This window comes from Stenotrophomonas sp. STEN056 (assembly GCF_056759635.1).
Window position 1 is genome coordinate 107,920 of the sequence record NZ_JBRRDL010000009.1, and the last position, 15,029, is coordinate 122,948.

General features: G+C 67.7%; 11 protein-coding genes. 6 read left to right on the forward strand and 5 right to left on the reverse strand.

Features of this window, described 5'->3' with window-relative positions:
* Positions 1-6: 6 nt before the first annotated feature.
* The 3 genes from recD to recC are packed head-to-tail and all read right to left on the reverse strand — an operon-like array spanning position 7 to position 9,121.
* Positions 7-2,145 (reverse strand): exodeoxyribonuclease V subunit alpha, encoded by a 2,139-nt coding sequence (gene recD / locus ACVOLO_RS07575; protein WP_481569633.1) that lies wholly within the window; start codon positions 2,143-2,145, stop codon positions 7-9.
* Positions 2,142-5,771, reverse strand: a complete 3,630-nt coding sequence (recB, locus tag ACVOLO_RS07580) for an exodeoxyribonuclease V subunit beta (RefSeq protein ID WP_481569634.1) — start codon at positions 5,769-5,771, stop codon at positions 2,142-2,144. Before recB ends, recD begins: the two co-directional genes overlap by 4 nt.
* Positions 5,768-9,121, reverse strand: a complete 3,354-nt coding sequence (gene recC, locus ACVOLO_RS07585; protein ID WP_481569635.1) for an exodeoxyribonuclease V subunit gamma — start codon at positions 9,119-9,121, stop codon at positions 5,768-5,770. The genes recB and recC overlap by 4 nt, the downstream gene beginning before the upstream one ends.
* A gap of 227 nt (positions 9,122-9,348) precedes the next feature.
* Here recC and ACVOLO_RS07590 point away from each other — a divergent pair, with 227 nt between their 5' ends.
* The 6 genes from ACVOLO_RS07590 (at position 9,349) to ACVOLO_RS07615 (ending at position 13,667) form a co-directional block, all read left to right on the forward strand.
* Positions 9,349-10,146 (forward strand): ABC transporter ATP-binding protein, encoded by a 798-nt coding sequence (locus ACVOLO_RS07590; RefSeq protein WP_481569636.1) that lies wholly within the window; start codon positions 9,349-9,351, stop codon positions 10,144-10,146.
* 184 nt (positions 10,147-10,330) lie between these two features.
* Complete coding sequence (locus ACVOLO_RS07595) at positions 10,331-11,080, forward strand: MlaE family lipid ABC transporter permease subunit (RefSeq protein ID WP_282267696.1); 750 nt, start codon at positions 10,331-10,333, stop codon at positions 11,078-11,080.
* Positions 11,081-11,170: 90 nt separating this feature from the next.
* A complete protein-coding gene (gene mlaD / locus ACVOLO_RS07600; RefSeq protein ID WP_481569637.1) occupies positions 11,171-11,701 on the forward strand; it encodes an outer membrane lipid asymmetry maintenance protein MlaD in 531 nt (176 codons plus the stop codon).
* Positions 11,698-12,366 (forward strand): MlaC/ttg2D family ABC transporter substrate-binding protein, encoded by a 669-nt coding sequence (locus tag ACVOLO_RS07605; protein ID WP_481569638.1) that lies wholly within the window; start codon positions 11,698-11,700, stop codon positions 12,364-12,366. The genes mlaD and ACVOLO_RS07605 overlap by 4 nt, the downstream gene beginning before the upstream one ends.
* Complete coding sequence (locus tag ACVOLO_RS07610; RefSeq protein ID WP_481569639.1) at positions 12,356-12,664, forward strand: STAS domain-containing protein; 309 nt, start codon at positions 12,356-12,358, stop codon at positions 12,662-12,664. Before ACVOLO_RS07605 ends, ACVOLO_RS07610 begins: the two co-directional genes overlap by 11 nt.
* A 1-nt stretch (position 12,665) precedes the next feature.
* Positions 12,666-13,667, forward strand: a complete 1,002-nt coding sequence (locus tag ACVOLO_RS07615) for an MlaA family lipoprotein (RefSeq protein ID WP_481569640.1) — start codon at positions 12,666-12,668, stop codon at positions 13,665-13,667.
* A gap of 149 nt (positions 13,668-13,816) precedes the next feature.
* Here the strand turns inward: ACVOLO_RS07615 and ACVOLO_RS07620 are convergent, their stop codons facing one another.
* The gene (locus ACVOLO_RS07620) at positions 13,817-14,239 is read right to left on the reverse strand and encodes a TFIIB-type zinc ribbon-containing protein (RefSeq protein WP_481569641.1); all 423 of its coding nucleotides are present in this window, start codon (positions 14,237-14,239) and stop codon (positions 13,817-13,819) included.
* Between the two features lie 20 nt (positions 14,240-14,259).
* Positions 14,260-14,805: a glutathione peroxidase gene (locus tag ACVOLO_RS07625; protein WP_481569642.1), complete on the reverse strand. Its 546-nt coding sequence runs from the start codon at positions 14,803-14,805 to the stop codon at positions 14,260-14,262.
* Positions 14,806-15,029 lie beyond the last annotated feature (224 nt).

Here is a 15,029-nt window from a genome sequence, read left to right on the forward strand (position 1 = left end):
AAGTCTTCATAGGTCTGTGTCCTGCGTGGATCGTTCGGCTGGCGCCTTTATACCCGCCAACCGCTCCGCCAAGCCCGACCAGCGGCTGGCGTGGCGGGCCAGTGCCGCTTCGATGACCTGCGCGCTGCCGGCGATGTGCAGGCCGTGGCGGGCGCGGGTGATGCCGGTGTAGAGCAGCTCGCGACTGAGCACGCGGTTGTCCTTGCGCGGCAGCTGCAGCCAGACCTGGTCGAACTCCGAGCCCTGCGCCTTGTGCACGGTCATGGCGAAGGCGCTTTCGTGTGCGGGCAGGGCCGCCGGGTGGAAGGCCCGCGGGCTGGTCGGGTCGTCGCCCGGGAACCAGGCCGTGGTGCCACGACTGCTGCCATCGCTCAGGCAGATGCCGATATCGCCATTGAACAGGCGGTGGCGGTAGCTGTTCTCGGTAACGATCAGCAGCCGCCCGTGGAAATAGCCCGGGCCGCTGCTGCCGCGACGTTGCGCACCGGCCAGCCGCTCCTCGATACGCGCGTTGAGGCCGCGCGCGCCCTGCGGGCCTTCGCGCACGGCGGTGAGCAGGCGCAGCCGGCCGGTGAGCGCCAGGGCGTCGGCCGGGTTGCCGGCAATGGCCAGTGCGTCCCAGTACTGTTGCAACGGGCCGCGCCAGGCGCTGAGCGGGTCGATATCGCCTTCGTGGAAGTGCACGCCGGCCAATTGATCGCCACGCAGCAAGGCCAGCGCTTCAGTCGCATCGCCCTGGCGCATGGCGGTGGCCAGTGGCGCCAGCTGCAGGGCATCGCTTTGGCGATAGCCACGCTGCAGTTGCACGCGGGCACCGGCAAACAGAGTGGGCTGTGCTTCCAGTGCGTCGGCCGGCAGTTCGCCGAGCAGGGGCTGCAGCGCGCGGGCGTCTTCAACCACGATGCGCTGGCCATCGCCGGCGGCACGCAAGATGGCGCTGAGCACGTCGCCGGCTTCCACCGATGGCAGCTGGTCGGGATCGCCCAGCAGGACCAGGCGGGTCCCGTCGGCCACCGCCTCGACCAGCTTGGTCATCAGCGGCAGATCAATCATCGAGGCTTCGTCCACCACCACCACGTCGTAGGGCAATGGGTTGTCGGCGTGGTGGCGGAAACGCGGCGAATCCGGGATCACACCGAGCAGGCGATGCAAGGTGGTGCCGGTGCTGGGCAGTTGCTCGCACAGCGCGGCGTCGATGCCGGTGGCGGGCAATTGCTGCACGGCGTTGCGCAGGCTTTCGGCCATGCGCTCGGCGGCGCGGCCGGTGGGCGCGGCCAGGGCGACGCGCGGTGCGGGTTTGCCTTCGGCGCGGGCCTGCGCGGCCAGCAGCACCAGCAGCCGGGTGATGGTGGTGGTTTTGCCGGTGCCGGGGCCGCCGGTGACCAGCAGCAGGTTGTGGCGCAGGGCGGTAGCGGCGGCGCGGGCTTGGAGGTCTAAAGGCCTCCCCTCATCCGCCCTTCGGGCACCTTCTCCCGCTTGCGGGAGAAGGGAGGGGTCGGGCTGTGCTGATGTCTGGGGGCCTTGCCGCGCTGCCTGCTTTTTGCCCCCTCTCCCGCGTGCGGGGTGAGTGGGGCCGTCTGCGAACCACTGGTTCGCGGCCCCACGAACGACCTCATGCTGGCATGAGGGCTGGGGCGCGGAGCGGGGCTGGGGTGAGGGCGCGCCGAAAAGATCGGCCTGCTGGATAAAAGACGCCACCTGGCCCGGAAACAAGCGCCCAAACACTCCCACCAAGCCAGCAACATCACCACCGGCAACCGGCGCCCCGCCAATCCGCTGCAATCCCAGCGCCAAGCGGCGCTCGTACTCACGATAGCGCCGCAGATACAGCAGCCCGTTTTCCCAGACCAGCGGTGCCTGCTCCGATGCCACGCAGTTATCCACAGCTGTGGATATCCACTTCGACGCCGCCAACTGCGCAATCCACTCCCCGGCGGCAGGCCACTCAACACCCGCATCCACCAGGCGCTGCGGCTGGCGCGGATCAAACCCGGCATGCCCTTGCGATACCGCCAGCGAGGCCAGTGCCGCCGCCGCCAGCACGCTGTCAGGTGTGTCCGCGTCCAAGCGGCGTAGGCTCTGCGCCAGTGCGTGGTCCAACGGGCGCAGCGCACCGGCCTTGTTCAATGCAGCCAACAGGCTCATGCCCTGCCCTCCAAGCGTGCCAACAACGCGGCGTGGCCTTCCGCGCCGCCGGCGAACAATTCATCCACCGCGTTGACCAGTGCCGGCGCAAAGGTGTGCGCGTACAGGCCCGGCGATTGCGCACGCGCGGCATCCAGCCCGCGACAGAACAGGTAGCGGATGCCGCCAAAGTCGCGCGCGTAGTCGTAACTGTTACCGATGCGGAAGCGCAGCCAGCGGTGCAGGGCCACGGTGTAGATCAGCGCCTGCAGGTCGTATTCGCTGTGGCGCATGGCCACGTCCAGCTGCGCCGGGGCGTAGTCCGGCAGCCGGTTGGATTTGTAGTCGAGCACGTACCAACGCCCGTCGCGGACGTAGGTCAAATCGATCTTGCCGGTCATCAGGCCTTCCAGCTGGCGGCGCAGGCCAAAGCTGTGGCGGCCGGCCACCACGCCGTGCGCGTGCAGCACCCGCAGCAGCGCCGGCACCGTGGTCGGCTGCATGGCGAAGTGGAATTCGATTTCAGCGCGCCGTTCGCCGGCGTCCAGCGAATGCAGGGCGCCGCCTTCGGGCAGGGTGACGGTGAGGGTCTGCCCGATCAGCCCGGTGAGCAGGGCCACGCCGTCGCCGATGTCGTCCTCCACATAACCATCGCTGCGCAATGCCTTGGCAATGATCTCGCCCTGCCCTTCCGGTGCGGCATCGCCAGCTTTCCAGGCGTGCCACAGGCCGAAGTCGACGTTCTCCAGCGCGGCGTGCAACACGTTGCCGAAGCGACTGCCGGCAAAGCGTGGGTCGAACACTTCCGGCTGCACGTCCGCCACGGCGACGGCAGGCTCGGCCTCGACATCCACCTGCGCCGGTTCGTCGGCTGCGCCGCCTTTGTCTTCGGTAGCCGCGGCCGAGGTGTCGTGGCCGCCTTCGGCGTGCGCCAGCTGGGTGAAGCTGTACACCCACCAGTCGTGCGGCACCGCGCGGCGCACGCTGCGCACCGCCGGCAAGGCGTGGTCGCGCTCGGCCGGCAGGCGCGGCGGCAAGGCGGCAGCGCCGCTGGCAACGATGTCGATATCGGCGTGCGCGGCCAGCGCGTCCATGTCATGCAGCATCGGCCCAAGCCGCGATGACGCCAGCCCGGTCAATGCACCGCCACTTATCCACAGCGCATGCTCGGCGCGGGTCAGGCCGACGTAGAGCAGGCGCGCGGTTTCGGCTTCATCCTCGGCATTGACCTGTTGGCCGATGGCCTTCCAGCCCGCGTCGTCCTTGTCGATCTTCCAGTGCAGCACGCGCTGCTCGCCATCGTGCACGGTGCGGTGGTTGGAGGCGTCCGGCGCGTTGGTGGCGATGCCGACAAACGGCAGGTACACCAACGGGTATTCCAGCCCCTTGCTCTTGTGCAGGGTGATGATCTGCACGCGGCGCGCGTCCGATTCCAGCCGCAACAGCTGGGCCTCGTCGCCTTCGTCGGCGTGAGCGATCCGGGTCTGCAGCCAGTCCAGCAGGCCGTGCAGGCCGATGCTGCGGTTGCTGGCTTCCTGCAGTTGTTCGGCCAGCTGCAGGTAGTTGGTCAGGCGGCGCTCGCCATCGACCAGCGCCAGCAGGCGCTCGGCCTGTTCGGCGCACAGGTCGGACAGCAATGCGAATACACCGCCGCGCTGCCAGCGGTCGCGCCATTGCAGCAGCCGCTCCTGATGCGCGCGCTGTCGGTCACCGTCGTGTTCCAGCGCGGCGATGACGGCGGCGCTTTCGCCCAGCAACACGGTGGACAGCGCAGCACGCAGGCGGCCTTCATCGGCCGGTTGCAGCAAGGCCAACAGCAGCAGCCGCACATCGTGGGCCTCGCTGCTGGCGAACAGGCTCTGCTTGCCGGCCGCCACCGCCGGGATGCCCACCGCCGCCAACGTCTGCTGGATGCGCGCCGCTTCCTTATGCGAACGCACCAGCACCGCGATGTCGCCCGGCTGCACCGGCTTGCCATCGACCAACGCGCGGCTTTCGCGCGCGGCCAGCAACACCCGGTGGATATCGGTAACGCAGGCCAGCGTGGCCGCATCGCGCGCGGCGTCGGCCTTGAGCGGCTTGCCCTGTTCGTCACCGGCAAGCACGCAGACCGTGAGCGCCGGTGCGGCGTGGCCATCGAGCAGGTAGTCGTCATCGCTGCGTTTGCTGCCCGGCAACACCGGCTCGAACTGGATGCGTTCATCGAGAAAGGCACTGCTGCCCGCGTTGTCGTACAGCGCCTGGATGGCGCGCAGCACACCGGGGCGCGAGCGGAAGTTGCGGTCCAGCGCCGGTGCCGCGTCAGCCAGGGCCTTGGCCTGCAGGTAGGTGTGTACGTCGCCGCCACGGAAGCCGTAGATCGCCTGTTTGGGATCGCCGATCAGGAACAGCGCGGCGGCGGCCTCGGCATCTGCCGGGGCAAACACGCGGCGGAAGATGTCCCACTGGCGCGGGTCGGTGTCCTGGAATTCGTCCACCAGCGCAAAGCGGTACTGCGCACGCAGGCGCTCGGCCAGCAGCGCGCCGTAATCGCCCTGCAGGGCATTGGCGACGTTGTCGATCAGGTCGTCGTAGGTCTGCACGCGACGCTGCTGCTTGAGCTGGGCCAGGCGCTGACGCACTTCGCCACGCAATTGATGCAGCAGCAGGATGGATTGCTGGCGCTGCCACTGCGTCACCTGCGCGCTGGCCTGCATGAAATCGGCAATCAACGGCTGCAGCGGTGATTGCGGCGTGGTCTTGCCCTTGTTGGTCTTGGCGGTGAGCGCCTCCAGCGTGAGCCGCTCCAGCCGTTCGTCCAGCTCGGCGGTTGGGTCCGGATGGCGGCTCCACTGCAGCAGTTGCTGGAACAGCGGTTCGATCCAATCGGCCTTGTAGCTGGATTTGTTGAGCGCGCCCGCTTCCAGCGCGCCGCGCAGCTGCTGCAGATACGCGTCGCCGTGTTCGCCAATGCCGGCGGCCAACCGTTGTGCGGCGGCGTCGCGGAACGGGCGGGTGTCTTCCAGCACGCTCAGCGGCGGCGCTGGCAGTAGCGGCAGGTCGGCCGCCAGTGCGGGCAGATCCTTGGCCAGTACGTCGGGGTTTTTCCACAGGCCCAGCAAGGCATCCAGGTTGCCGCCCTGCCCGCTATGCAGGCGCCACAGGTCGGCGGCCAGCTCGGCATGCAGTTCGCGGGTGTTGGCCAGCAGTTCCGGCGCGGCGAAGGTGTGGCCGCTTTCCAGTGCGTATTCGCCCAGCACGCGGGTGCAGAAACCGTGGATGGTGAAGATGGCGGCGAGGTCGGTTTCCTCGGCGGCGACACGCAGGCGCCGGCCCAACTGCACGTCGGTTTCGCCGCCCTGCTGCAGGTGGCGCTGCAGGATGCGGTGGGTAAGTGCGGTTTCCGGGCTGTCACTGGCGCTGGGCGCCACGCCAACCAGGCGCGCGGCCAGGTCCAGCCGCTCGCGGATGCGCTTGCGCAGTTCCTGGGTGGCCGCGTCGGTGAAGGTCACCGCCAGAATCTGGCCCATGCGCAGGCCCTGTTCGACCACCAAGCGGGTGAACAACGTCGCCAGGGTGAAGGTTTTGCCGGTGCCGGCGCTGGCCTCGATCAGCCGCAGGCCGTCCAGCGGCAGGTCCAGATACGGATCGTGCGATGCGTCGCTCATGCCGCGCCCTCCGTGCCGCCGATGACATCGAAATCAGGCAACACGCGGCCCTCGCGCAACGCCGAAAATATCAACAGGCTGTTGTGGATAAATCTGTGAGTAGTGGTTTCACTGGCGAACGGATCGTGCCCGCGCAGCGCCAGTTGCAGCGCTTCGCCATTGCGCTCGCCCCAGCTGTAATCGCCGCCGTACCAGCGCGCGTGCGCGGCCTTTTCGCGGCCATCGGCGTCGCTGTTGTAGATGTCCCAGCCGGTGTACGGGGCAAACAACAGCGGTGCGTCGAATCCATCGGAACGCAGCTGCAGCAAGGCTTTCAAGGCCTTTTTCGCCTGTTCCTGCGGCAACGCCGGCAGCGTGTGCGGGCCGTGCCCGGCAGTACCGCCGTCGTGGAACTGCAGCAGCGGCAAACCGGCGCCCGCAGCGTTGGCCAGCAGCCAATCCAGTCCACCGCGCACCACATAGGCCACGCCTGCGGAGCCTGCATGCAGGCGCACCAGTCCCTGTGGATGAATTTGATCGACACGTCCGTGCAGGCGGATTCCATCAAGCTCAACTTCGTACAGTTCCGATGACATTGACTGTCCGTCATGCCACTGCGAAAACGCTTCGGCGCAGGGCCGTACGCGCTCCAGCAGCCGGGTGAACTGCTGCCGGCCCAGCGCTCCGGACGGCAGCAGCGCGCGGGCGCGTAGGCGTTCGTACAACCCCTGCTCGCGGCCTTCCAGCAAGGCGCCCAGCACCTGCTGTTGGATGGCCGAATGCTCGCGGCCGCCGCCGGGCACCACCAGCGGTTCGATGTCGTCACTGCTGTCGATATCGCCGGCCAACCGCAGGCCCAGGCGCTGGTTGAGGAACTGGCCAGCCGGGTCGGACAGGAAGCGGCGCAGCGCATCCAGCGACAGCCGCGTCTCGCTGAGCACCTCGGGCAGCGGCACCTGCAACGGCCCGTTGAACCACGGCGCCAGCGGGCGTCGATCCCCGCCCACCGCACCGGCCGCCGGATACCACTGGCGGCGATAACTGAAGCGGCGCGGTTCGGCGGCGTCGCCAAACGCGGCCGGTGCAAACGGCTGCAGCGGGTGGCGCACCACCAGTTGCTTGCGCACCGCCGCCGGTGCGTCGTGATACGCCGAGGCGGCATCCACCAGCTCGCTGACCAGCACCGATGGCTCACGCACGCTGCCGTCGCGCGCATCGGCGCCGAGGTAGCTCAGGTAGAACACGTCCTGCGCCGAGGCGAACAGCTGCAGGAACAGGAAGCGGTCGTCCTCGCGCAGCGAGCGATCGCCGTGCCGGCGATGCCGGGTGCCGAGTTCGGCGGTGAGCCGGCTCAGGCCGGCGCCGGGGTCACGGCGCGGGAAATCGCCATCGTTCAACCCCAGCACGCAGATCACCCGGAACGGCAGCAGGCGCATCGGCACCATGCGGCCGAAACTGATGCCGCCGGTCAGCAGCGGCGCGCGGGTGTCGGCTTCGGACAGCACCGAGGCAAAGTGCGCGCGCACCACCTCGGCGGGCACCGCGGCATCGAAGCTGGCCTTCTCGGCTTCGTCGGCAAATTCGGTGATGAGCTTGCGCAGCCGGTCCAGCGCGCGCTGCGCGGCCGGTTCGGTGGGCGTTTCCGGCAGCAGCGCCAGCAGCAGGCCGAGCAGGCGCTCGCGCCATTGCGCGGGCGTCAGCGCATCGGCCAGCGTCTTCTGGTGGCGGGCCAGCACCCGCAGCAGGCGAATCAAAGCATCCAGCGCGGCCAATGCGCCGCCTTCCAGCTCCGGCCACGGTGCAACGCCGCCAATGTCGTCATCGCTGCCGCTGGCGTGGCCGAGCAGCAGGCGGTCGAGCGCGAACTGCCAGGTATAGGCGTCGTCCTGCGGCGCCTGATGCTGCAGGCGATGCGCGGCATCCAGCCCCCAACGGGTGCCGGCGGCCTGCAGCCAGCCGTGCAGGCGCTCGAACGCGGCCGCATCCAGCCCGGCAGCGTTGGCCAAGGGCGCGCTGGCCAGCAGATCAAGCATTTCGTTGAGACCGAAGCGCGACACCGGCAGCCCCAGCAGCTGCACGAACACTTCGGCCAGCGGCTCGCCCTGCAGCGGGCTGGCATCGGCCAGCGCCCACGGAATGTGTTCATCGCTGCCACTGCGGCCGCCGAACACTGATTCCAGGTACGGCACGTAGGGGTCGATATCCGGCGCCAGCACCGCGATTTCGCGCGGTTGCAGCGGCGGATCGAAACGCGGGTCTTCCAGCAGCGCGCGTAGTTGGTCATGCAGCACCTGCATTTCGCGCAGGCGCGTGTGGCAGGCGTGGATCTGGATACTGGGGTCGTCCATCCGCAGCGCAGGCCGCAAGGGCGACGGCAGCGCGCGGCGGTGGAACAGGTCGGCCTGCAGGCGATGCAACAGGCTGTCACCGAGGCCGCCCTGTTCCAGACCGGGCCCGGCATGCGCTTCCGGATCGACATAGGCGGCAATTTCGCCGGTCGGGTGCACCACTTCGTAGCTGCCCAGCACCGCCATGAAATCGCGCCCGGCCGCGCCCCAGGCCTGCAGCAGCGGATTTTCGCCCGCCTCCATGCCGAACGGATCGTCCACGCCGCTGCGCAACTTCTCGCCCAAGGTCTGCAGGTCGCCCCAGTACGAGCGGGTGGGCGTGGGCATGTAGAAATGCAGCGTGCCGACCCGCGCCTGGGTGGCGATCACCCGCAGCACGTCCGGCGACACATTGAGCGTGGCAAAGGCGAACAAGCGCCCTGGCAAGCCCTGCGGCAGCGGCTGATGCGCGCCTTCAAAGCGCGCCAGGTAGTCATTGATGCGGCGCGCGCGGTACTGCTGGCCACCGGCGATGTACCGCCACAGGATGGCCTGCGGGTCGCCCGGCTCGGCACCGTCTTCCCAGCGCAGCAGCCAGTCCCGGCGCCAGGCCTGGTACTTCTCGAACACCCCGCCCAGTTCGGCGGCCAGCGCCCATGGGCGCAGCGGATCGCCCCGGTCCAGGTAGGCCCGCAAGCCGGCCATCGCCGGCCGCCGCATCAACTGCGGGTCGGTCAATGCCGCATACAGGCGCCAATGCAGGCCGGTGGCGCCCAGGTCATCGCGCTCGCCACTGACGTTGGCCTTGAGCGCCTGTGCCACGAACTCACCGGGGGTGAGGAATTCCAGGTTGGCCGCAATGCCGTATTCGGCCGCCAGCGTGGATTGCAGCCAGCGCCGCATCGCCACCTGCGGGATCAGCACCGTGTCGGCCGCCAGCAGCGGCTGGCCGGGCGCCGGTTCGCGCAGGGCGTGGGCCAGCAGCGAGGCCAGCACGTCGAGCGAATTGGAATGGTAGAGGCGGAAGTCGGGCGCGGCTGTCATCGCGCCATCTTGCCGTAGCTGTGTCGCATTCGCAGAGAAATGAATACGCCGCTCGGGCCAACGGGCGGCAGCGCCGCTGCATTCGCCAGACACTGTGTTTCGGGTATCACGTGCGCTGCCCACATTCCCTTGCGGCGAGGGGATGCGACAATACTGCACGGTCCAGTTCGCTTTTGTTCAGCCGAACCCGACAATTCTACAACGTTGGTTTTCCGTTAAAGGTCACCATGCTTCCTTCCCAGCCACCCTTGGTGCAGTTGTCCAACGTACGCATTGATCGCGGCGGACGCACGATCCTGCGCGATGTTTCGCTGCAGGTGCCGCGCGGCAGCATCACTGCGGTGCTGGGCCCGTCGGGCAGCGGCAAGTCGACCCTGCTGGCCGCGTTGACCGGCGAGTTGCGTGCCGTGAACGGCAGCGTGCAGTTGTTTGGCCAGGACATTCCGCGCAGCAATCGCGCGCTGCTGGAAATGCGCAAGAACGTCGGCGTGCTGCTGCAGGGCAACGGCCTGCTGACCGACCTGAGCGTGGCCGACAACGTGGCCCTGCCCTTGCGTGCACACACACAGTTGCCGGAAGCCGTGCTGCGCCGGCTGGTGCAGATGAAGCTGCACGCGGTAGGCCTGCTGGCCGCCGCCAATGCCTGGCCGCGCGAGTTGTCCGGCGGCATGGCACGGCGTGTGGCGCTGGCCCGTGCACTGGCACTGGACCCGCCGCTGATGATCTACGACGAGCCGCTGACCGGGCTGGACCCGATTGCCTCGGGCGTGATCATGAGCCTGATCCAGCGCCTCAATGACAGCCTCGGCCTGACCAGCATCATCGTCAGCCACCACGTACATGAAACGCTGCCGATCTGCGACCAGGCGGTGGTGATCGCCAACGGTGGCATCGTGTTTTCCGGCACGCCGGACGAACTGCAGGCCAGCCAGGACCCGCTGGTGCGGCAGTTCCTGCACGGGCAGCCGGACGGCCCGATTCCCTTCGATGCGCCAACGCGCAACTACGGGCTGGAGAACGCGTGATGGCAACAGCGCGCCCGATGCTTGATATGTACCCCCTCTCCCGCACAGCGGGAGAGGGTTGGGGTGAGGGCGCTTTGAAAGCACGTGGAGCAGAAGCTGCCCCCCTCCGCCCTTCGGGCACCTCCCCCCGCATGCGGGAGGAGGGCTGCGCGTCCTCTCCCCTTACCGCCGGAGCCGCTTGCTGATGCCCTTCACCTCCTCCATCCGCTCCCTTGGCCGCGCCGGGCTGTTCTCGCTGACCGTGCTGCGCGGGTCGCTGCCGACCCGCGATTTCCTGGCCGAGCTGACCCGCGAGATCTACAAAATCGGCGCGCGCTCGCTGCCGATCATCGCCGTCGGCGGTGCCTTCGTCGGGCTGGTGCTGACCTTGCAGGGTTACCGCACGCTGACCACGTTTGGTGCCTCCGATGCGCTGTCCACGCTGCTCGGCCTGTCGCTGTACCGCGAGCTGGCGCCGGTGCTGACCGCGTTGCTGTTCATCGGCCGCGCCGGCAGTTCCATTGCCGCCGAGCTGGGCCTGATGCGTGCCACCGACCAGATCAAGGCGCTGGAACTGATGGCCATTGACCCGATCGCCAAGGCCGTTGCCCCACGCTTCTGGGCGGCGGTGCTGACCGTTCCGCTGCTGACCGGCATCTTCTGTTCGCTGGCCATCGCCGGCGGCTACTTTGAAGCGGTGCATGTGCTGGGCCAGGACAACGGTACGTTCTGGTCGGGCCTGCGCGGCAGCGTCGACTTCTGGGACGACTTCGCCGTGGCCCTGCTCAAGTCGGCAATCTTCGGCGGTACCGCGGCGTTGGTGGCGGCCTATGTCGGCTTCCACGCCGAGCCGACCATCGAAGGCACCTCGGTGGCCACCACCCGCGCGGTGGTCAATGCCTCGCTGCTGGTGCTGATGTTCAACTTCGTGCTGTCGGCATTGCTCTTCCAGTAATCAACCCACGCCACGCGCCACCTGCGTGGGAGCAGAAACACAACGGCTTCGCTCACCGCGAAGCATCAGATGGATCAGGAGTGAAACAACATGGCCATTCGTGGACCACGACTCGAATTCTCCGTAGGCGCCTTCCTGCTGCTGGCCCTGGCCTCGCTGCTGGTACTGGCCGTCGCCTCCACCAACCAGCGCTTCGGTGCCGGCGGCGGTGACTACGTGCTCACCGCGCGCTTCTCCCAGATCGGCCAGCTGCGCAAGCAGGCACCCGTGAAGATCGGCGGGGTGACCGTCGGCCAAGTGGCTGATATTCAGCTGGACCCGGTTAAATACGACTCCATCGTCACCCTGTCCCTGGACGGCAAGTTCAAGGACATGCCCGGCGATACCTCGGCCGGCATTTTCACCAGTGGCCTGTTGGGTGAGAGCTACATCGGCCTGCAGCCGGGTGGAGACCCCGAGCCGCTGAAGTCCGGTGACGAGATCGCCTTCACCCAGCCGGCAGTGGATCTGCTGCAGCTGGTGGGCAAGTACATGTTCAGCGGTGGCGGCAACAACGCTGCCGACGCCAATGGCAACGAAACCCCCGGCGCAGACGCGCCCGCAATGGAACCGCAACCATGAAAGTGAAACTGCTCACCGCCGTGCTCGCTTCGGCCCTGCTGGCCACCACCCCGTCGCTGGTCATGGCGCAGGCGCGCCCGGCCGCCACCGCCGCGCAGCCGTCGGCCGCCGGCCGCACCGTGCTGGACGCCAGCAGCCGCATCCTGACCACGCTGGAAAGCCGCCGCGCCGAGTTCCGCGCCAACCCGGCCGCACTGCGCACCTTCATCGACAGCGAACTGAGCCGCACCTTCGACCGTGACTACGCCGCCCGCCTGGTGCTGGGCGTGCATGGCCGTGGCGCCTCCGACGCCGACGTCAAACTGTTTGCCGATGCGATGGCCGACAACCTGATGTCGCGCTACGGCTCCACCCTGCTCGACATCCAGGGCAAGCCCAGCTTCCGCTACAAGGCCGAATCCGCGCTGCCGGGCAACCGCGGCGTCAAGGTGTCCACCGAGCTGGTGCGCGGCGGCAGCGAGCCGACCCCGGTCGAGTACCTGATGCGCGACGTCAACGGCCAGTGGAAGATCTTCGACGTGATGATCGAAGGTATCTCCTACGTGCAGACCTTCAAGAACCAGTTCGATGCCCCGCTGCGACAGAAGTCGATCCGGCAGGTGGCCACCGAACTGCGCAGCGGCAGCATGCAGGCCGCCGCAGGCCCGGCCCCCCGTGGCAAGTGACGCCACCTTCCGCGTGGAGGGCGACACGCTGCATCTGGCCGGCGTGCTCGACCGCAACGCGGTGACCGCGCTGTGGCCGCAGCTGGCACGCGGGCTGGGCCCGCTGCGCCAGCTCGACCTGCAGTCGGTGGAACGCATCGACAGCGCCGGCCTGGCGCTGCTGGGCGAACTGGCCGACCGCCTGCGCGCGCAGGGCGGCGGCAACGTCATCGGCACGCCTGCGGGCCTGCAGGAGCTGTGTGCCGCCTATCGGCTGGCCCCGTCCCTCGATTTCAACGCATCCTCAGCAGGAAGCTGACATGAGTCTCCTCCGCACCCTCCCCCTTCTTGTCCTCATCGCCCTGTTGGCCGCCTGTGCCGGCAAACCCGCGCGTGATGCCGGGCCGCCAGCCGCCACCGTGGTGACACCTGCCGATGCGGTGGAAGCCGTCGATTCGCCGCAGGCCACCACCGATACGGCCGCCGTTGCAGACACCGATGCGGGCAGCCCTGCGCTTGCCCAGGCAGACACCGGCGCTTCCGATACCGACGCCGCACCGACGGCAGCCGAAGACGATTTCGCCGCGCTGTACGGTGGCCAGGTGTCCACCGCAACCGGCAATGGCGACAGCGACGCACCGCCGGCCTATGACCCGTGGGAGAAGTACAACCGCGGCGTGCACCGTTTCAACAACGCAGTGGATCGCGGTGTTGCCCGGCCGCTGGCCACCGCCTACACCAAGGTAGTGCCGCAGTTCGCCCGCACCGGCGTGACCAACTTCTTCAGCAACCTGCGCTCGCCGCTGACCATGGTCAACCAGCTGCTGCAGGGCCATGCCGATGATGCCTGGGACACGCTGGGCCGCTTCCTGATGAACTCCACCTTCGGTATCGGCGGTCTGTTCGACCCGGCCAGCAAGGCGATGGTGCCCAAGCGCAGCGAGGATTTCGGCCAGACGCTCGGCGCCTGGGGCTGGCGTCAGTCGCGCTATGTGGAGTTGCCGTTCTTCGGCCCGCGCACCGTGCGAGATGTGCTGGGCCTGGCCGGTGACATGCCGCTGTCGCCGGTGCGCCAGATCGAGATGGACAAGGTGCGCATCGGCCTGCAGGGCCTGCAGCTTGTGGACATGCGTGCGCAGCTGCTGTCGATCGATTCGCTGCGTGACAATGCGGTGGACGAGTACTCGCTGACCCGCGATGCCTGGCTGCAGCGCCGCAGCTACCAGATCGAGAAGGACCTGCGTCGCGACCGCAAGCATGATGACGACGAGCAGCAGACCATTCCGGTCGACGCGATGCCGATGCCCAACTGGGGCAACTGATCGCCAGCGTCGGATGAAACGAAAAGCCCGGGATTTCCCGGGCTTTTTTGTACCGCATGCATCGGCCGCGCCGCGCTTGCCCGGGCTGCAGTGCTACGACTGCACAGCTTTCAGGCCGTCCATTCCAGCGACGCGATGAAATCCCAATGTTATGGAAGAAACCATCCCCGGAGCGCGGCCAGCGCGATCTCTATTGGATTCACGCCCCCACCTCCTCGAACTCCAGATGCTTGCATGGCAGCGCGCAGGCGATCGAGCTCGTTTCCATCAAACCAGATGCCGGTACAGATCCGACACCAGTCGATCTCAACTCCGTGGACGGAAGCGCCCTGCAAACAGCCGCATCCTGCCGGGCACTTCAACTCCGTTGATCGGCCTCTTCTTTCCCGCAGCGTTTGGAAGAGGCGCGTCTTTTCGACGCTCTCCTTCAAGTACTGGTCATCATTTCGCGCCTCACGGGAAAGCCACCTGCCTCCGCAGCAGGCACAGCGCTCGCCGCTGCCGGCAACAAAAGTTGCCGGCAGAAGTTGGCTGTCATCTCGTGGACAACGATGAATGCCTGGGCCAATCACGCTGCTGTTATCGCCGTGACTTACGCAGCCAGTGCCGCGTCGATGGCCGCGCGCAGGCCGGCGTCGTCAGCGGTGGTGTCCGGTGCGAAGCGGGCGACAACGGTGCCGTCCTTGCCGATCAGGAACTTCTCGAAGTTCCACAGCACGGCCGGGGCCGGGTTGGCTTCAATGCCGAAACCGACCAGCTTCTCGCGCATCGGGCCTTCGCCGATGGCCGCCGGCTGCGCGGCGGTGAGTTGCTGGTACAGCGGGTGGATGTCGGCACCGGCGACGCTGATCTTGGAGAACATCGGGAAGCTCACGTCATAGGTGAGCGCGCAGAACTGCTTGATCTCGTCCTCGCTGCCCGGCTCCTGGCCGTTGAAGTTGTTGGCCGGGAAACCCAGCACTTCAAGGCCGGCGTCCTTCTTCTCGCGGTACAGCTTTTCCAGGCCTTCGTACTGCGGGGTGAGGCCACACTTGGAAGCGGTGTTGACCACCAGCAGCACCTTGCCGCGGTAGTCGCCCAGCGAAGCCGGTGCGCCGTCAATGGTGGTCAGCGCGGTGTCGTATACGGAAGCGGTCATGGCTGGTTCCTGGTGGGGTGATGGAGCGCAAGCATAGCTGGCACGCAGGCTTGCTGACACCACGCGTGGTGCAGCTTTTGGTGGTGCCGAGCCATGCTCGGCTGGGCCCTGCCTGTAGAGCCCAGCCATGCTCGGCTGGAGCGTTCCCGGTAGCGCCAATGCCGGGCATGGCTCGGCACGACCCAGTGGGTGTTAAGCTGTGGGTGTTACGCCGTGGGGGTTTT

What these genes read in the sequence shown, in the direction of transcription:
- ACVOLO_RS07590 (WP_481569636.1), top strand. Translation starts at nt 9,349, where the DNA reads ATGCTTCCTTCCCAGCCACCCTTGGTGCAGTTGTCCAACGTACGCATT.
- ACVOLO_RS07615 (WP_481569640.1), top strand. Translation starts at nt 12,666, where the DNA reads ATGAGTCTCCTCCGCACCCTCCCCCTTCTTGTCCTCATCGCCCTGTTG.
- ACVOLO_RS07605 (WP_481569638.1), top strand. Translation starts at nt 11,698, where the DNA reads ATGAAAGTGAAACTGCTCACCGCCGTGCTCGCTTCGGCCCTGCTGGCC.
- mlaD (WP_481569637.1), top strand. Translation starts at nt 11,171, where the DNA reads ATGGCCATTCGTGGACCACGACTCGAATTCTCCGTAGGCGCCTTCCTG.
- recC (WP_481569635.1), bottom strand. Translation starts at nt 9,121, where the DNA reads ATGACAGCCGCGCCCGACTTCCGCCTCTACCATTCCAATTCGCTCGAC.
- recB (WP_481569634.1), bottom strand. Translation starts at nt 5,771, where the DNA reads ATGAGCGACGCATCGCACGATCCGTATCTGGACCTGCCGCTGGACGGC.
- ACVOLO_RS07595 (WP_282267696.1), top strand. Translation starts at nt 10,331, where the DNA reads ATGCCCTTCACCTCCTCCATCCGCTCCCTTGGCCGCGCCGGGCTGTTC.
- ACVOLO_RS07625 (WP_481569642.1), bottom strand. Translation starts at nt 14,805, where the DNA reads ATGACCGCTTCCGTATACGACACCGCGCTGACCACCATTGACGGCGCA.
- recD (WP_481569633.1), bottom strand. Translation starts at nt 2,145, where the DNA reads ATGAGCCTGTTGGCTGCATTGAACAAGGCCGGTGCGCTGCGCCCGTTG.